The organism is Tellurirhabdus bombi (assembly GCF_021484805.1).
Lineage (GTDB): Bacteria > Bacteroidota > Bacteroidia > Cytophagales > Spirosomataceae > Tellurirhabdus > Tellurirhabdus bombi.
Genome location: NZ_CP090557.1, coordinates 3,008,266 through 3,025,855 on the forward strand (window position 1 = coordinate 3,008,266; position 17,590 = coordinate 3,025,855).

The following is a 17,590-nucleotide window of genomic DNA, read 5'->3' on the forward strand; positions in this document are numbered from 1 at the left end:
CCGGAAGTGGTCCCGCGCTTCCATTACCAAATGTCTGATTAAGAACTAAAATTTCGGGTTTACTGGTACAAGACTGGGCAAAGCAAGTAGAGGCGTAAGAAGCGAATAAACTGAAAAATAGGGTACAGAAGAGCAGGTTTTTGCGCCTGCCTGGATGATAAAAGGGAAAAATTGGTAAAAAAATAGACATTACATAAATGGAGAACTCAGGGAGGAGTTCCCTTTGATGGCGAAATATAAAACCCCAATTCACCGACGGATTTTCGAACCCGATTGACAAACGCTTTTCCCAGGCTCCCATCGGCTGTAAGTCGACGGTCGCTTGTCCAGGCGCGCGCCGCCAGGTCAGTAACGCGGTAGGTTTTGCCTTTTCCTTCGTTAAGGAGGGCCAGCGCCATCAGCCCATCTTCGCAACGACCCGAGGGTGGGGGTACTTCTCCGGCAGCGATCAGTTCCGCCACGGAGCCTTCCCGACCAGAGTCCAGCGCAAATCCGCCTACAGCCAGCGCGTCAGCGCGGCGGAAGGCAAAATTAAATCCGTAGACGTTTAAGTAAGCCCGGTGCCGGTTGCGGATTCCATTGACGAGGTGCGCGGCTTTCTCGTAAAACAGCAGAGCCAAACGGGAAGAATGCTCGCTGGGCAGGAATGAGTACAAACCGTAAGTACAGGCAATCGCCGAATCTTTTAGCGGTGCCGTAATGGCTTCCACCCAGCCGGACGGGTAGAGGCAGTCAGAATCAGCGTTGGCAATGATCTTGCCTCGCGCCGCCATCAACCCGGCCTGACGGGCGTGAGCAACCCCCGGCGTCCGTTCTATAATGGAGCGAACGCCGCACAAATCCAGCAATTCCTGGGTGCGGTCGGAGGAGTTGTTGTTGACAATGAGCAATTCTGTACGGGCCGTTATTTGCTGATCGGCCAAAGATGACAGCGTATGCAGTATATTGGCCTCTTCGTTATAAGCGGGTATGACGATGGAAACTTCCGGATTATCCACGTTAAAGCGTGAAAGGCGCGTCCGCAGTGTGTTAAGCCGCTCCGGGTCGATCGAGGCAGGGTTATAAACAAACAGATGTTTGGTCAGCCAGTCCGGTAATAAAGTATTGCTCACGGTCCCGTTGGATTTAAGATATTACTTATTGGGCCAGTAATTTGTTGGTGCAGGTTCCGTTCTGAACAGTAACAACACCCGACCAGCTTTTCGTCTTCGACTTGGCGTAGTAGCTAAATGTTCCATTTGACGTATACACGGTAACAAAGCCATCGGTACCGCAACCCGGCGCATTACCCGAAGGTTGAGCGGAGGTAATTGCTCCTTTTAGCTGGCCATCTAGCTGTACCTCAATGTCAGAGCCATCGCCCCGGCTGTTTGTCCAGAAAATAACGCTCCCCGAAACGGTCACACCCTCGATCAAAACACTATTATTGGCCACATCGGTACCTGCCGTGTTTTTCGCTGTTAGTTCAACCGAAAAGAGGCCGTTTCTGCCGTACTTGATAGTGGGATCGGATTCGGTAGAGGATTGTCCATCACCAAAATTCCACTGGTAACGCGTGGCGTGCTGGGATCTATTAATAAACTTAATTCTACCCGGCTCATTTGGCACCGATTCAAACGAAAAGTCAGCTACGGGTTTGGGCGTAATTTTAGGCTGACAACTAATAGCAATTACCCAAAAGAAAAGCAAATACGCTGATTTGAATAAAGAAGATGAAAACAACTGTTTCATAATATAAGTCATTTTATTAATGCATTAATTAGTTTTACTTGATCGGCTTATCTGTTTACAAAGACTGCCGAAACGATTTTACTTCACTCAACGAAACCTTAAATCGGAAGGTTAAACCCAGAAAAATTAACCCCCCAATAACAACCTGAGCCAGCGTATGCAAAACACCTTCCTGTCCCGCATACATTTTATAAATTCCTACCGCCAAGATCATGGCTAAACAGAATAAAAGCGGCTTTGCCAGATTCGTCATGAATTCTTTGAAGAAGTCACCAATTAAGTATTGGGTGACAAAAAAAGCGAGAATTAAATCGATGAAAGTCGCCGTCAGGAAGGCAAATGCAATCCCTGTAATGCCCCAATAATTTGAGAAAATATAAATCAAGGGTATTTTAATAACTAAAATGATCAAGTTAAGGTAAAACAACAAGTTTGGCTTGCCTTTTGCAAAGGCTAACGTGAACAACGGATTTGTCAAGCAGTTAAAGGCGCTAACAAAAACAAAGATTTTAATCAAATGAATGGTTTCATCCCAACCTTCACCATACAGCAAGGGTACGACACTGTCGGCGGTGACAAGCAAACCGGCCAGCAAAGGGAAATTCAGATAGCTTACCAGATCCAGAATTTTTATATAGGATTGCTTAATCAGATTATCGTCGGATTTCATCTTCGCAATCATTGGATAAGCCACCTGAAGAATAATCGGATTCAGTTTTGTAATCGGGAAAATAGCCAACTGATACGCGATGGTGTAGTAGCCTAAAAGCTTGACACCCAATAGACCGCCTACTAAAATATTATCAGAATTACCTTGCACAAAGCCCAAAACACCGTCTCCTACATTGTAGAGCCCAAAACGCAGGTGATCCTGAATTGCTTTAAAATTAAAATAAAACAAAGGCTTAAAAAGCTTATAGCCAAAAACCACGGATAAGACAGCCCGCACAGTCTGCGTTGCCAGCTGGCCATAAATCAGGGAGACTTCTTCAAAATGGTTGTAAGCAAGTGTAATGGCTACCGTTGTTCCTATAACAGCGCCTAAAATCTCGATAATAGCCACTGATTTAAACATCAATTCTTTCTGAAGAAGAAATAAATAAATCTGGCCGAAATAGATAATTAAAAAGTAAAACGAAGCAATTTTTATAACCCGATCGAGCTTAGGTTCTTTGTAATAAGCAACGACCAAAGGAGAACTAAAAAAGATAACGACAAAAATTATAGCACCTAAAATAAAACCCAGATAATATAAAGTAGAGAGAATTTTTGGGTCGCTTTCCTGCTTGGAAATAATGGAGTTAGAAAAGCCAAGATTCCCAAAAATATAAAAGAAATTAATGATTAACGTGCTGACACTTACAACGCCAAAAACAGCCGGGTCTAACAACCGGGCTAAAATCGAAACCTGAATAAACTGAAAGGCCGTTGAAATAATAGTAGAAACGGTTATCCATTTTCCACCATTTATGGCTTTGTTTTTTGCCGTCATGTAAACCAACAATCGTTTTAATATAACAGAACATATCATCTATTCACTTAGAATAGATGATATGCATCTGACTCTATTCTACCCGAATGAAACGGGTATTAGCTTATTTTACCGTAATTCATTTTCTGCTGTTGCTCTAGAGAACGCAGCGTTCGTTGTAATTCCAAGGAACGTTCGGGCTGAACCGGTCCCTGGCTCGTATCGGCCCGGCTCGGGGCATCAAAATAATTATCGGTTACACTATTTAAAACAGTCAATACCGGATGGTTAACCACTTTTAAATACATGCTTAAGAGCTGATTTTCTGTACGCGCCCAAATGCTATTGGCATCCGTAACCAAAATGGAAACGCTGCTTTGATTCATCAAATACACCGGTATTGAACTGCTAATCAGTGGCGGCAACTCAAAAAATATCTTCTCATACTGGTGAGAATCAAAATAGTGCTCCTGATCAAGCAAATTTTCTAGCTGCGTAATGTTCATGAAATCGGGCCGAAGCGTGTACGGGAAAAAAGTAATCCCATCCTGCTCTACTTTTTGCTGCGAATCATCGGTCCTGGGGTAACAAAAAGCAACCTGCTGACCTGTTTCTGCATACAGGCGAGCCAAACCGTTGGTTATCCAGGTTTTTCCCTGCTGCGAGCGCATGCTAAAGACCGAAATGATGGGTGGCAGCGGCCTAAACCCGGTCGATTGAACAATCTCGATATTAACTGCGCTGCATAACTGCTCAAACATACTGAGGGCAGTGCGGCCTGCTTTTGAATCAATGGAAAACTTCTTAACTCTTGGAAACAAGGCTGTTAGAGGACGGCCAATGAGCATCTCCGCGTGTTCTGGCGAAGCAATGCGACGATCCAGCCAGAAGCGAATTGCCGTTAAGAGCAGTGCAATAACCAGGCCCAGACCCGCCCCAATGGCCATAAACAACCAGCGCTTCGACGCCTGTGGCTCAGACGGAAAATCAGGAGCATCCAGGATAGAAAGTGGGCCATCCACAGAGGTGTCCTGGCGGCGAGCCAGCGCCTGATTTAAGCTCTGGTTGAGCGCTAGGTATTCTTTTTCGGCTACGCTCAGGTCCCGATTGAGCTGGCGCAGTTGGGATTCCAGGGGAGTGTACTGGTTGGTTTTTGAACTGTAATCTTTCTGCAGCCCTTTATAAACTTCCAGGCGGGCATTTGATTCTTCCAACTCAATCATTTTCGTGAGCCATTCGTCCAGAATGGTCTGTTGCGAAATGGCATCCGTTGTGTTGTTTGCGTTGTAATACTTGCGCGCGCCTTCCCGAAGATCCTCCGAAATACGAATGGCTTTTTCCTGCAAACGTACCACCACGTTACGCGGTTGCCCATAGGCTTGTGCATTCGCCAGTTGTGTTTCGATGTTGGTAAGTTCAGCCTGCTTAGCCCGGAGCTCATTGTTAACATTTAAAATGTTACCCGCTTGGCCCATCCGGCGACTTAATGCATCCAAGGCTGCTTTGGTAGCCCTGTTTTGCATTAACTCCTGGTTGTATTCGTTATTGAGATTTTCGCCGGAAAGTGTGATGTTTTTCGATTCTTCTTCGAAATTCAATACGTTGTTATTGGTATTAAACGCCTGTAGTCTGGCTTCAACGCCGTCCAGCCTTTTCTTGGCCTGCTGTGTTTTAGTCTGGTAATACGTAACTACCGAATCTGTCTCAGATCTTTTTAAAGCCGTATAACGCTTGTTAAGCACATCGATGGCCTGAACGAGCGTTTGCTGAGCAATGGCCGGGTCGCCTGATTCGTATTCCATATCCAGCATGTCGCTGGTATTCCGCCGTGTTGCTTTCAGATTTTTAGTAATGAGGGCAACGGAATAATTATAATCAGGATTATACAAAAGCGTTTTAATCGGGTTTTCCCGTTCTAAACGCGCCATGCTATCGAGTCTCAGGCGAAGCTGATTTTCGTTAGCGCCGTTTAGCAGTGACTGGCGGAGCGGAGCAGGAACCACGCGTTGCAGCAAATTGAAACTGGCTGGTGTAACGTTTTGGTTATCAGGGCGCTGGGCGTGCAATTGCTGAGCCAGCAAATTAACCCCAATCTGGTGCATGGTTTCCCGCGACTTGAGAGTTGTTAATAAGTTGTCGAAAGCTACGGCCGAGCGGTCCATCGCGCCAATTTGCTGGTCGGTTAAGATGGTATAACCCGAGGCAAAACCCGTGTATAGGGTGGCTTCGGATTGGTAGACGCTGGTTTCGTTCTGCGTAAAAAAATAGACTGCACCGACTGTAACGCAGGGGAGGAGAAAAAACCAGAGTAAATGCTGTTTTAAAAGTCGGAAAAAGACCTGGAGTGCCATGCTGCTGGTTTATTTACGTTTTAACTGACGGAGAGATACACCTACTGTTGCTTCCAGAATATAAATATTCTTCAAAAAAGTGCCGCGAGCTTCTTCTGTGCTTGCTTTACTTTGCGCGTAATAATTGTTAATGCTAGAGAAAGCGGCAAGGTTGATTTTTCCTTTCTGCAACTCAATTTCTGAGATGCGTAAGGCCGTAAGTGCTGCTTGCTCTTCCGCAATTCGAACTTTGAAAACGCGTTGGGCCGTTTGCAAGTCTTGGTAAGTAATGATCAAATCGCGTTTTAACTGAAGTTCAACGGCATCTCGGCGGTGTATTGCCGCCCTTGCGTTGGCCTTCGTCTGTCGAATCTGATGCCCTCGCCCAAATAAATCGTAAAGGCTTATCTGAAGATTAACCCCAGCCCGGTAGCCATTGGCAATCTGGCCGAGTGCGTCCCCTCCGTAAGAAGTCGTAGAAAAAATAGCCTGATTACCGGCTGAATAGCTGGCAAATCCACTTGCATTTTGCAAAACCTGTACCTTTGAGAGCCGGTAGGCCGCATCCAATGAGTTAATGGATTCGTTCTCGAACTTGATTAAAGGTGAATAAGCTGTGGCTATTTTAATAATTTCGTCAAAGGGAATTAGCTGAGTACCAATGTCTTCGTTAATGTCTAACTCAAGCGTGTCGGCCGTTTGAACAGGGCTTTGATTAGGAGGTGCTTTCTGCAACGGATAAGTTCGCTGTCCATATGCCAAGGCAGGTAATAAAAGGCAATAATAAGACAGGAAAGTAAGTCTGCGGCAGGCAGCCATCAAGAAATCGGATAAATTTATCAACATCATGAAATTCCTGACTAGATAGAGATATAGTAATGAATATTGCAATTAGTTTGGTAGCAAAAATGATACCGTTTCAAACAAAAGCTACAGGCATCATGTTCTGGTCTTATCCAATATTCATTATTTAACTAGTTGATAGGTAATTAATTACAAACTAAAAAAAGGTGAAAATATTTAATTCCTTTCTTAAGAATCACGTCCATAGGTCAGAGACTCCTTCGCCCGTCAAGTCACTTTCTTGGACAATTTATCTTTATCCCAAAATTAACTATAAAATTTGCTCCATTTATATATATTATTCGCTCTTAATGAGTTTTTAACAGACAAAAGCATGATAATACAGAAAAGACACAGATATTTAACAAGAAGTTGGATTTGTGGGTGTAGTTTCAGGGAATTTAACCTCTAAGGGAACCACAGCTGGTTAAAATGGACACAATTTACTCTTTCTAGGCATGCACAAGTCGTCTGGCGGCATAAATTTTATCATTAAATCCCGACAGCCCTGGGAAGAAAAAAACCTCGGGAGTAATATTCGGGATATGGCAAGGAGCTTAGCAAAACAACACCAGGTTTTATTTGTGAATGACTCTCTGGATTGGTCGGCAAAGCTTTTGAATAATAATGCGCGGGTACAGCAACGGAATGAATTTATTGAGCAGTGTAATGGAAAGCACCTGGTTGAAGCTGAGGAGAATTTATGGGTGCTCTCGCCGCAATCGCTCTTAGGATCAATCAACTGGCTTCCGGATGGGGCCCTGTATGACCGGATGAACCACCACAATGGCCGCTTGCTGGCCGCCGAAATCAAAGCGGCTGTGAAGCAATTAAAGTGGACGTCGTATGTGCTTTTGAATGACAACGATATGATTCAGGGCTTTTACCTGAAGGAACTGCTGAAGCCTCAACTATACATTTACTATCTGCGGGATAATTTTCTGGCCGTCGAGTATTGGCGGCGGCACGGTGCCCGGCTTGAGCCCAAATTGATGAGCAAAGTAGATCTGGTAGCGAGTAATTCTGTTTATCTGGCTAATAAAGCAGCCGTCCACAATCCACAATCCATTTACATTGGACAGGGGTGCGATCTAGAGCTGTTTAATCCAGAAAAAATCAATGAAATACCGGCTGATATTGCTTCCATTCCCAAACCTCGGATTGGTTATGCCGGTGCGCTTACGGGCCTGCGTCTGGACGGTGAGTTGGTCGAAAAAGTAGCGGTTAGCCATCCTGAATGGCAAGTGGTGCTGATTGGAGACGCCGATAGTTCATTTCCCAAAGAGCGGCTTCAGACGTTGCCAAATGTAACTTTTCTAGGATCGAAAGCACCTCGGCAAATTCCGGCCTATCTGGAAGCAATGGATGTGCTGATCAATCCGCAGTTGTTAAATGAGGTAACAATCGGTAACTACCCCCGCAAGATTGATGAGTACCTGGCAATGGGAAAGCCCGTGGTGGCGGTTCGAACAGAAACAATGAGTCTGTTTGAAAAGCATGTTTACCTGGCCGAAACACCCAACGAATTTATTCAGTGTATTGCCAATGTGCTAAAAGGGGAGCAGTTGTCATCCGCTGAGGAGCGCATTGCCTTTGCCCTCGAACATACCTGGGAAAACTCAATGGCTAGTTTAATTGATGCCATTCATCGGCTAACTAATTCACACCAAAAAACGATGTAAGTAACTTTTACAATGGCTATTAAAGACTACCTGGATCAACGCCCCAAACTAAAGCAGTTTGTTCATTGGCTTTTGATTCCTCAGCACCAGGCTCGACCTCGGCTGTGGGTGAGCTGGTTTGTCAATCCTTTTATTCATAAACGGCACCGAACGTCATCGGTGCGCTCCAGTGCCCGGTTGGATGTGCTGCCCTTCAATGCCTTTGCCTTGGGAGCCCGGAGCACCATTGAAGACTTTTGCGTGGTTAATAATGGCGTTGGTGCCGTGCTGATTGGCGATAATTGCACGGTTGGTATCTCGTCGGTTGTGATTGGTCCGGTCACCATTGGTTCCGATGTGATCATGGCGCAGCACGTCGTCTTATCGGGTCTAAATCACTCGTACGAAGATGTTAGCCAGTCAATTCGGGCGCAACCGGTTATAACGGCACCCATCATTATTGAAGAAGAATGCTGGATCGGGGCCAATGCGGTCATTACGGCGGGGGTGACCGTTGGTCGGCATTCGGTGGTGGCGGGGGGCAGCGTCGTCACGCGCAACGTGCCTCCTTATTCGGTGGTGGGTGGAAATCCGGCTCGATTGCTCAAGCAATACAACCATGAAACCGGCCAGTGGGTAAAGCCTTCAGATTCTGCTTTGAAGCGTGAGATGGCGCCGAATGTTAATAATTCTCCGTTAAGTACGTAAGCACTTCATCCCGATTTTTGGCGTGCAGGATTTTAGCACCCGACAAAGCCGGAAAAATGGTTTGGTACTCATTCAGGTGGTATTCCATGCCTCCTTTGGCGTTTGGATTGGAGAGAATGGTATTTACGCCTTCAAAATAACTGGCCAAAGCCGCCGTTCCCCCGTGCATGGAAATGAAATGGTTGCAATTGGCATACACCATTAACTGCAAGTGATTAAAGCTGTTGACGGAGGCTCGGTGTTGGGTAAAAAGATCGTCCATTAATAAAACCTCCGGGTGATTTTCGCGTAGCCAAGCGTGCTCGTGCAAATCCAGGGTTTCGCTGTTATCGCCAACAATCTGCGTTGATAAAGGACGATTGTAAATGATCTGGTACTTGTTTTTATACGTCTCGATAATTGTGCCAAGCGTTGGAATATCCAGGTAATTAATCGGCGGATTATCCCACTCAATGTTGTATTTGTTGGCAATTACCAGTGTTGGTTTGTCGTACAAAAAGGTACTATTCTTATAAAACTCTTTGAGGGGTACTTTAACCCACTTGCTGTAGTCAAACGAATTACTGTGGGTCATGTTCGGAACCTCGTAGTAATTATAGCCTGCTTGCCAGTCTCGGTGCGTATATTCTTCGGAGTGGTTTTGACTAAAGAAGTAGAACTCTTTGGTGTTCTTGCAGGAAACGGTTTTGTCTAATGTTCCGTTGAGGTAATGCCAGTACGCAAAAGGCAAAACATACCTTAACTCCTGGTCAAATTCGCCGTGATACTGAATGACTTTGTACTTTTTTTTGAGCAAGTAATCGTTGTAGAAATAGCGAATTTGGTTAAGTCTGCAATAATAGTTGTCCCGAATAAAATAACGCAGATCGGAACGCATATTGGGGTATTTAAGTCGGGTAAATAGGTATAAAAGCTTCAGTACTAGTTTTTGCATACGTTGATTTAGTTCAAATGAAATCCATGCGCTTTCCTTAAAGGGTCTGCTCTTCCATCCAGGCCTGGGGAATCTGGCGAATAACACCCTCGAACTCTTCTGCGCGTTTGGGCCACGAATTCGACTTCGCCATTTCAATGCGCTGCTCAATGCGTTGCGGACTCGTATCGGCCAGCGCCTTTCGCAGCGCCTGCGCAAAATCTTCTGGGCTGTTGGCTAATTCAATTACCTCGTTAAAGTCATCCAAGATAGAAAATGGCGTTGACACAACGGGCAACCCTGCCGCCAGGTACTCATTTATTTTGAGCGGATAGATCGTATAGGTGTGAGCGTTGCAGACAAACGGAATAATGGCAGCCGTCCATTTAGCGAGCAGCTGGGGTAGTTCTGCCGGCGGGACAGAAGGCGTAAAAAGAACGTTGGTAAAGCCAGAAAGCCGTTCTTTCAATGCCGGTTCATTGACTTCGCCAATAAATTGAAACGTGACATCCGGCATGGTGCGGGCGCAATGTTCTACCAAATCGATGTTGATTCGATTATCTGCTGTGCCCAAATACCCAACAACCGGTTGGGTGGGGGGCTGTAGCTTAGCCAGTTTGCGCGCCTGGCTGAACAAGCTAAAATTGGCGCCGTTCTTGACGCAAAACGTGTTAGGCTGGGTGCGTGACTTGGTCTGGCGTAACGCCTCCGAGGTGGTTATTACCGCGTCCACTTTTTTTAAATATTCCTGCTCGTACCGCTGTCCGTGGCGACTGATCCAGCTTTCGGCCGTAATTTCGTCGTAACAATAATAGATGGTGGCACATTCATTGAGCTTTCCCAGCAAAGGCAATCCCCAGACGGGATTAAATGCATTAACTACCAAGGGGTGCTGAACGCCTAACTGCTTCATCACATGACGCAGCCCCCTGGCCAGCTGATTCACGTTCCACTGGAGTACTTTGTCGTGCGATTCATTGGAAAGCCAGTTGGTGGGCAGCATGATAGGCGGAATCCAGATGTATATTTCGCCGCCATTTTCCAGCTTTTTTTTAGAAAGCGGGCTGGATAAATTTAATAACTCCCAGACGGGTACTGTTCGCCGGCCAGTAACGCCCATCACCCAGTCTTTTACCGTATATTGGTAGTCAACGTAAATGATGCGATAACGTTTTGACAGCTCAGTCATAAGCTGAACGGCTGAATTCTGAAACTGTCCTTGCCAAGGAGTCTGGCTAATACAGATGATGCTGTCAAATTGCTGCACGTTAGTGGGGTTAAGTATTTCGTCAAGGTAAATCATTGATTCCCATAAAACTACGGTGAGTAATGCCTTAAGAGTTAGCCACGGGTTTAGTAGCTAACTCATCGCCTGGATGATCCCACCGGTAGCAGGAAGCAAGCAAAATGGAATTTATAAAAATGATGCTGCTCGTTGGAAACTGACCTAGAACGGGGTTTGAATAAGCCATGACGGCCATACCAAAAAACTCGGCCAGTAGGGCATACATTACGTAAGTCGTCCACGGATCTTTCAAGCGCCAGACGTGATAAACGCCAATGCCTATCAGGCCAATGAGCATACAGATATAAAGGGTCAAGCCAACCACGCCTGTTTCAATCCAGAGTTCGACATACCAGCTATCCGGGGGGATTTGAGCGGCGAAGTGTTCGGGAGAAAAGCGATTCCCGGCATCGGCAGCCGTTCCAATACCGGCACCAAAGGGCAGGTCTTTTAAGTGCGCTGACAATTTTTGCTGATTTTGCAGCCGAAGCAGGAAAGACGGATCTTCCATCGGTCGTAAAGCTGAACGCATGCGCTGCACGTCATAATTTCCGCTTCCTGCATTGGTGTAAAGCAGAATCAGCAGCAGAGGCGTAGCGAGGCAAAAACCAAGGGCTAATTTAACAAAATCACGTTTTAGTAACAAGTAGAACGGGAAACCGGCCAGAAGCACAAAAAGCGCACTGCGCGTTCCCGAAACGACATAACCCCAAAAGAAAACCAGCGTTAGAAAAGCAAAAAATGCTTTCTGATACCAATCCTTTTTCTCAAATGTCCAGATCAGGCAAACCAAAGCAAGTCCTGACATTTCACCTCCAAACTGGGCGGCATCCGAATAAAAGGAAAAGCTACGCAGGTGACCAAAAATAAGGTGTGTAGTAGCCCCAGCCGTGTTGAGCCAGATGTTTTCAGCAGTGGTTAAGCCGATATATTGTTGTTTGAAACCCCACAAAGCGCCGCAGAAAGACCAGATCAGCCACGAGTTAATGAGTACGCGAATATCCTTTTTTGTGACCGGAACAACCAGAAGAATAATGGCCACCAAAAACCACTGCACCGAGAATGTTCGAACGTGGAAAAACCAGGCTGGTTTGTAAGGGGCTTCCGGGTTAAATAATTCCAGAATGTTGTAGAGAAACCAAATCCCAACCAGATAAACGGCGGGATTACGCAGCCGATTCCACTGCATTTTTTTCCCATTCACAAAAATACTGAAGAGAACTAGCACCAGAATGGCATCAACCATTAGCCCAAAGGGAGCACTGACGGGGAGAAAGCGCGCTAAAAAGTTGACCAGAAAGCTCATTTGAAGATAAAGGAGCAAACCGAAGCGAGGCTCCATCAGCACACCAACAACCAGCAGGATGGCTACAGGCACAATGACAACTAAAGCGGAACCGACAAATTCTAATGTACCAACTAAATAGCCTGCTCCTATGGCCGCAAGTACACCCCAGATACTGTATAGCCAGAAACTATTTTGAAAACGATAAGATAAGGACGCCATTGGAGAACGCATTACAAGATTGTTTCAAATATAACTGACTTGAGTTTCACATGAATTGGGCCAATTGTCAAGAAAGTTAATGTTTGCTTTAAGTTAAGCACATCTCCGTTAGTAACCAACACGGCTTTCTTGCTTAAACGTATGCTTAACTATCATTAAGGTGAGGATTTTGCAAAAATAAATAACATTTTAAGATTTAGATAATTTTTGTCTGTTAATATCTGTTTAGTACAAATATCTATATAGAGTATAGTAGTTCTATAATGCTGTAAGATAATGATTTATGTTGGGAATAACTTGAGTCTCATTTATTGAACGGTCAGGTATACCGTGTTTACTAATTAAGAATAGAGTACGTTAATTAAACCATTCGTTAATTTTATTTAGGTAGTATTACTTATTGAAAAATTAAGTATGATGGTGTCTTCGTATAAAATAAATAAATCAAAAAAAGGGGCACATGTGACGGTTCTGGAATTTAAAAGTCTAAGAGTAAAACCCAATTTGGAAATTGGTGTACCAAAGAAGGAACTGTATAATTTAATGATCGTGCTTTATGGAAAACCAGAAACTAAACTTGCTTATTGTTGAGGAAAATCCTTTTCTCGTCAATGTGCTCCGCCAAGCTCTAACACCGGAGTTCAATGTTATAGCGGTTGCCAACGGCATTGAAGCTCTGGATAGGCTTGAATATGGCTCCCGGATTGACTTTATATTAACAGAAATAAATCTACCTAAACTAGATGGGCTTGAGCTAATACGGTTGGTTCGACTTAATATTTTGTACAAGCATCTGCCAATTTTGGTTATTTCTAAGTTTGAGGATAGCAGTAGTCGCATCAAATGTCTGGAAAGTGGGGCGGATGCTTATGTGGCTAAGCCATTTAATCCGTTGGAAGTGCGGGCTCGCGTTCGGGGAATGTTACGGCATACAGATTCTTTTAGTACGAAAAAAGCAACGGATATCGTACCATCTTATTATTAATTCTTAAGGTCCGTCTGTCTTGTAGGCGGACCTTGCTTCTTCCTGATGACCCACTGTCTGGCAATTTGATCTTTCCCCAGAGCCTTATTAAAAAATAGAATCAACGGCTTTCTAATTCCTCCCCGGAAAGTCAACAGCTGTTTTGTGCGTTAATTGTTTTGTTTTCAAGAATCAGCTCGTTACTTTGTAGAACGATAATCTACTGATTCATGGATGTTTTAGGGTATCTTGTTCTTCTGCCCATTGGCGCCTACCTTTTTTTTAATGTCTTATATTTATTGGTTTTAGCGGTGGCCGGTTGGCTAGGAAGCGACGACGAACGTTCGCTGCCTAAACAGCCAAGTCGCATTCGCCGCATGGCGGTGCTGATTCCCGCCTACAAAGAAGATCGGGTAATTATTGATTCAGTCCAGGCTAACCTGCGGCAAACGTACCCAGCTAGTTCGTACGACATTTTTGTTATTGCTGATTCCTTTCGGGCCGAAACATTGCAGGAACTTGCACAATACCCTATCCGAGTGCTGCCCGTAAGTTTTGAACAATCGACGGTTCAGAAGTCGCTGGGCTATGCGTTGAATGCACTGCCCGAGAACGACTATGATATTGTTGTTATCTCCGACGCGGACAACCACATGGCAACCGATTTTCTAGAGCGGATTAATCTGGCTTTTGATGGAGGCTGGCGGGCTGTGCAGGGACATCGAGTAGCCAAAAACACAAATACGAGTGTAGCCGTATTTGATGCCATGAATGAGGAAGTAAGTAACCACATTTTTCGGAGCGGACAGCGGGCGGTAGGCTTATCAGCCTCGTTGATTGGGTCTGGTATGGCTTTCGAACCAGCAACCATGAAACGATTGATGGGGCGGATTCGTACCGTAGGTGGTTATGATAAAGAGCTAGAAATTAATCTGTTACTGGAGGGGGTTTCTATCGCCTACCTAAAGCAAGCGCTCATTTACGATGAGAAAGTGCAAAACCTAGAAGTCTTTGAGCGGCAGCGGACCCGATGGATTGCCGCGCAGGTTCACTTTGCGAAGGTCTACGCTGGCACCGGCATTCAGCAATTGTTTCAAGGGCGTTTCGACCCGGCATTTGCATTTATCAAGGCGCTCATTCTGCCCCGAACGCTACTGCTAGCGGCCTTATTTTTCTCCGTATTGCTTGGCCTAGTAACGCAGAGTGCTTCTATCCTGATTCCGGCTCTTGCCCTGTCTGGAACTCTGTTGGTGAGCATGTTTATTTCGATTCCAGGCTACCTTTGGCAAAAGATTTCGATAAGCGATATTCTGACATTTCCATTGCTGGTTTTCCGCATGATTCGCTCTTTGCTCAAGGTAAAAACGGCGCAGAAGAAATTCATTCATACACCGCATGGCGAGACTCCCGCCGGGAAAGAAAAAACCAAGGTCTGATAGAACGTAACAGTTCATTTGTTTCGGGTTTCTGCCAGGGACATGAGGCTAGTTGGTTGTCAAAAACCACTCGAGCCTGTCATTTTTCTACTCCCAAACGAATTTCGCTCCTCTTGTTAATTCAGTTTTGTCTAACTGAGTCCAAGTCGCCGAACCAGTGGGTCAAAATTTCATTAATTTCTTTTTTATTGAACGTAGTTGAATTTCGTCTTGATTTGAGATAATTCTCTCTTGTCATTTTCTCGGCAACTTGCCCAACTGTTTGGACATCAAGTTCGTTGCCCAATTGATAGGCGATCCGAAATCCAGCGAGTGAAAATATAAGTCCTGCCAGTCCGACTTGCCAATTAAAGCCAAATCCAAAAAAAGACGCGAGAAGTAAAATTCCAAGCGTCATTGTTACCCAATCTGGGGGTCGTAGGATGTTTAGTTTGAAGCCTAAATACTCTTCCAATTGGTTTACCCTTAAACGTCTGCTTTCTAGCGGCAAAAAGTCTTCAAGCAAAGAGTTAGTTGAGATTGACTTTTTGTCAATTTGAATGGTTGCTGAAATGGCATCGCGTAGTTTATAGAATGCCTGCTGGCTGGTGCAATCGGCCGAATTGTCAAGTTGAATTTTGGCTGCGATGTGGTCGCAAAGTTGTCCAAAGGTTGTAAGGTGCACTAGTTCGGTATATCCAAACTTAAGGTCGAATGACTTCTCAGCTTTTACAAGTAAGTCTTCAATATCTTCGGAGTCGATATCTTTAAGCTCGTAGTCTATCATAGCATCGGTAGCGTTAAATGCCCGCCCGCCTTGTGCCATACCTTCTTCAACGCAGCTAAGCCAGCCCTCAAAATACGAAAATAACCTACAAAAGATCTAACGGGCGTTTGAGGTTTTAAAGCTCTTCCCACCCTGACTAGGAATCTATTGTATGAGGCTCTATGCAACCCAGCACCAAACAAAAAAGCCAGCAACGAGAGCGTTGCTGACTTTTTTAGTTACGGATACTGTCAATTAGTTGGCCATTTGGAAACGAACCCGAGCGTAATAGTCCTCATTCGTGTTCTGAGCGGTCAACAATTTTTTGCCGTTCAACTGTTTCTGTAAGGAGTTGCTCAATTTGTTGGTTCCGCCAAAAACTTGTAAAACCTGAACCTGATTGGCATCATCAACCCGAAAGTGGATGATCACTTCGCCACCACGAGTTTGTGATTTCAAGACATTTGATTTGTAAACCAGAGATGTAAGCTCGTTTTCTAGTTTAACCTGTTCAACTGATTTAATATAAGTGGCAGTCGGATTAGCGGCTGATACGGTACCTGCAAACAGCATAGCACCCAAAGCGAAAAGCATTATTAACTTTTTCATGTTTCTGTGTGGTTGTATTATTTTAACATCACAAATGTACTTTATAAAGCCAAATAATATTTGGTATATACATAAGTGGTTATTAATGAGGTCAGCATGTTATAGGAGCTGATGAGTGGATTTGTTAATAAATATAACTTTTTTATTCCAAATAATATATTGTAATAGTTCAAATTTTAATAATCTAGATCTATTTTTTCTTGTATATTACTGATAGTTAATGCATTATATTAATGTAGTGATCTTTTGATTTATTATTGAAGCTCTTGTCGAGAGTGTGTAAAAATAGTATTAATTGGATTAAAGATAGATTTATCTGATTAAGTATAAATTGAAAGCTATTAAATAGGAATAAAAAAAGCCCATTCATTGAATGGGCTTTTAGAAAAGATAAGACTAATCTTAGAGTTCGAGCGTATCCAACACGTTATTCATGCTCCGAACGGCATCGGCAGACTTACTGAAAGCAGCCTGTTCTTCTTCATTCAGTTTGTAATCGATGATTTCTTCCCAGCCATTGCGGCCAATGACAACCGGCACACCCAGACAGATATCGGATTGGCCATACTCGCCGTCCAAAGCTACGGAGCAAGGGAAAATGTGCTTCTGGTCCCGGATGATGCTTTCTACCAGGGCCGATACCGCCGCACCCGGCGCATACCAGGCTGAGGTACCGATCAGCTTCGTTAGAGTCGCGCCCCCAACCATCGTATCCGCTGCGACTTTTTGCAACGTTTCGTCATCAAGGAACTGACTAACGGGAACCCCGTTGCGCGTAGCCAAACGCGTCAAAGGAATCATGGTGGTGTCGCCGTGGCCACCAACTACAGTTCCGTGAATATCGTTCGGAGGACAATTTAAGGCCAGTGACAAATACGTCTTGAAACGAGCCGAATCCAGGATACCACCCATACCGATAATCTTGTTTTTCGGCAGCCCTGAGGTTTTCAACGTCAGGTACGTCATGGTGTCCATTGGATTGGATACAATGATGATAATAGCTTCAGGTGAATACGTTAAAATATTTTCCGTAACACCTTTGACGATTTTTGCGTTAGTGCCAATAAGGTCCTCACGGGTCATGCCGGGCTTGCGTGGTAGACCCGATGTAATAACGACAACATCCGAATTGGCTGTTAATTCGTAGTTATTAGTGGAACCTGTAATCTTAGTATCGAAACCTGCTAACGTAGCCGTTTGAAACATGTCCAGTGCCTTGCCTTCGCTAAGCCCTTCTTTGATGTCGAGCAGAACAACCTCTTCGGCTAGTTCGCAGCGGGCAATATTATCAGCACATGTTGCGCCAACAGCACCGGCACCTACAACAGTAATTTTCATAGAATTACAGTTTTAATCAATGAAAAAGTTGGGTAAATGATATTGAGGC

Annotated in this window: 15 protein-coding genes; 4 read left to right on the forward strand and 11 right to left on the reverse strand. The window is 44.6% G+C overall.

Going from position 1 to position 17,590, the window contains the following annotated elements:
• Positions 1 to 206: 206 nt before the first annotated feature.
• The 5 genes from L0Y31_RS12825 to L0Y31_RS12845 form a co-directional block, all read right to left on the reverse strand.
• The gene (locus L0Y31_RS12825) at positions 207 to 1,112 is read right to left on the reverse strand and encodes a glycosyltransferase family 2 protein (protein ID WP_234733469.1); all 906 of its coding nucleotides are present in this window, start codon (positions 1,110 to 1,112) and stop codon (positions 207 to 209) included.
• A gap of 25 nt (positions 1,113 to 1,137) precedes the next feature.
• The gene (locus L0Y31_RS12830) at positions 1,138 to 1,731 is read right to left on the reverse strand and encodes a PKD domain-containing protein (RefSeq protein ID WP_234733470.1); all 594 of its coding nucleotides are present in this window, start codon (positions 1,729 to 1,731) and stop codon (positions 1,138 to 1,140) included.
• A gap of 55 nt (positions 1,732 to 1,786) precedes the next feature.
• Positions 1,787 to 3,223: an MOP flippase family protein gene (locus tag L0Y31_RS12835; protein ID WP_234733471.1), complete on the reverse strand. Its 1,437-nt coding sequence runs from the start codon at positions 3,221 to 3,223 to the stop codon at positions 1,787 to 1,789.
• Positions 3,224 to 3,321: 98 nt separating this feature from the next.
• Positions 3,322 to 5,553, reverse strand: coding sequence for a GumC family protein (locus L0Y31_RS12840; protein ID WP_234733472.1), 2,232 nt, complete (start codon positions 5,551 to 5,553; stop codon positions 3,322 to 3,324).
• A gap of 9 nt (positions 5,554 to 5,562) precedes the next feature.
• Positions 5,563 to 6,294, reverse strand: a complete 732-nt coding sequence (locus L0Y31_RS12845) for a TolC family protein (RefSeq protein ID WP_234733473.1) — start codon at positions 6,292 to 6,294, stop codon at positions 5,563 to 5,565.
• Positions 6,295 to 6,920: 626 nt separating this feature from the next.
• On the opposite strand from L0Y31_RS12845, the gene L0Y31_RS12850 reads away from it, so the two are divergent.
• Positions 6,921 to 8,057, forward strand: coding sequence for a glycosyltransferase (locus L0Y31_RS12850; RefSeq protein WP_234733474.1), 1,137 nt, complete (start codon positions 6,921 to 6,923; stop codon positions 8,055 to 8,057).
• 12 nt (positions 8,058 to 8,069) lie between these two features.
• Complete coding sequence (locus tag L0Y31_RS12855) at positions 8,070 to 8,744, forward strand: acyltransferase (RefSeq protein ID WP_234733475.1); 675 nt, start codon at positions 8,070 to 8,072, stop codon at positions 8,742 to 8,744.
• On the opposite strand, the gene L0Y31_RS12860 is transcribed toward L0Y31_RS12855, so the two are convergent.
• From L0Y31_RS12860 to L0Y31_RS12870, 3 genes are read right to left on the reverse strand one after another with little or no spacing between them, the layout of a single operon-like run.
• Positions 8,719 to 9,678, reverse strand: coding sequence for a hypothetical protein (locus tag L0Y31_RS12860; protein ID WP_234733476.1), 960 nt, complete (start codon positions 9,676 to 9,678; stop codon positions 8,719 to 8,721). The two genes, L0Y31_RS12855 and L0Y31_RS12860, sit on opposite strands and share 26 nt — an antisense overlap.
• Positions 9,679 to 9,715: 37 nt before the next feature.
• Entirely contained in the window at positions 9,716 to 10,960 is a 1,245-nt protein-coding gene (locus L0Y31_RS12865; protein WP_310587088.1) for a glycosyltransferase, read from the reverse strand.
• 31 nt (positions 10,961 to 10,991) lie between these two features.
• The gene (locus L0Y31_RS12870) at positions 10,992 to 12,449 is read right to left on the reverse strand and encodes an O-antigen ligase family protein (RefSeq protein WP_234733477.1); all 1,458 of its coding nucleotides are present in this window, start codon (positions 12,447 to 12,449) and stop codon (positions 10,992 to 10,994) included.
• 556 nt (positions 12,450 to 13,005) lie between these two features.
• Here L0Y31_RS12870 and L0Y31_RS12875 point away from each other — a divergent pair.
• Both L0Y31_RS12875 and L0Y31_RS12880 read left to right on the forward strand, forming a co-directional pair.
• On the forward strand, positions 13,006 to 13,434 hold the full coding sequence (locus L0Y31_RS12875) for a response regulator (RefSeq protein ID WP_234733478.1): 429 nt from the start codon (positions 13,006 to 13,008) through the stop codon (positions 13,432 to 13,434).
• Positions 13,435 to 13,643: 209 nt separating this feature from the next.
• Positions 13,644 to 14,849 carry a glycosyltransferase family 2 protein gene (locus L0Y31_RS12880; protein ID WP_234733479.1) on the forward strand — a complete coding sequence of 402 codons (1,206 nt, stop codon included), beginning with the start codon at positions 13,644 to 13,646 and terminating at the stop codon, positions 14,847 to 14,849.
• A 121-nt stretch (positions 14,850 to 14,970) separates the two neighbouring features.
• Here the strand turns inward: L0Y31_RS12880 and L0Y31_RS12885 are convergent, their stop codons facing one another.
• The 3 genes from L0Y31_RS12885 to mdh all read right to left on the reverse strand — a co-directional run bounded on the left by L0Y31_RS12885 (position 14,971) and on the right by mdh (position 17,541).
• A complete protein-coding gene (locus L0Y31_RS12885; RefSeq protein ID WP_234733480.1) occupies positions 14,971 to 15,654 on the reverse strand; it encodes a hypothetical protein in 684 nt (227 codons plus the stop codon).
• Between the two features lie 195 nt (positions 15,655 to 15,849).
• Positions 15,850 to 16,203, reverse strand: a complete 354-nt coding sequence (locus tag L0Y31_RS12890; protein WP_234733481.1) for a hypothetical protein — start codon at positions 16,201 to 16,203, stop codon at positions 15,850 to 15,852.
• Between the two features lie 402 nt (positions 16,204 to 16,605).
• Positions 16,606 to 17,541 carry a malate dehydrogenase gene (mdh, locus tag L0Y31_RS12895; RefSeq protein ID WP_234733482.1) on the reverse strand — a complete coding sequence of 312 codons (936 nt, stop codon included), beginning with the start codon at positions 17,539 to 17,541 and terminating at the stop codon, positions 16,606 to 16,608.
• Between the last annotated feature and the right edge of the window lie 49 nt (positions 17,542 to 17,590).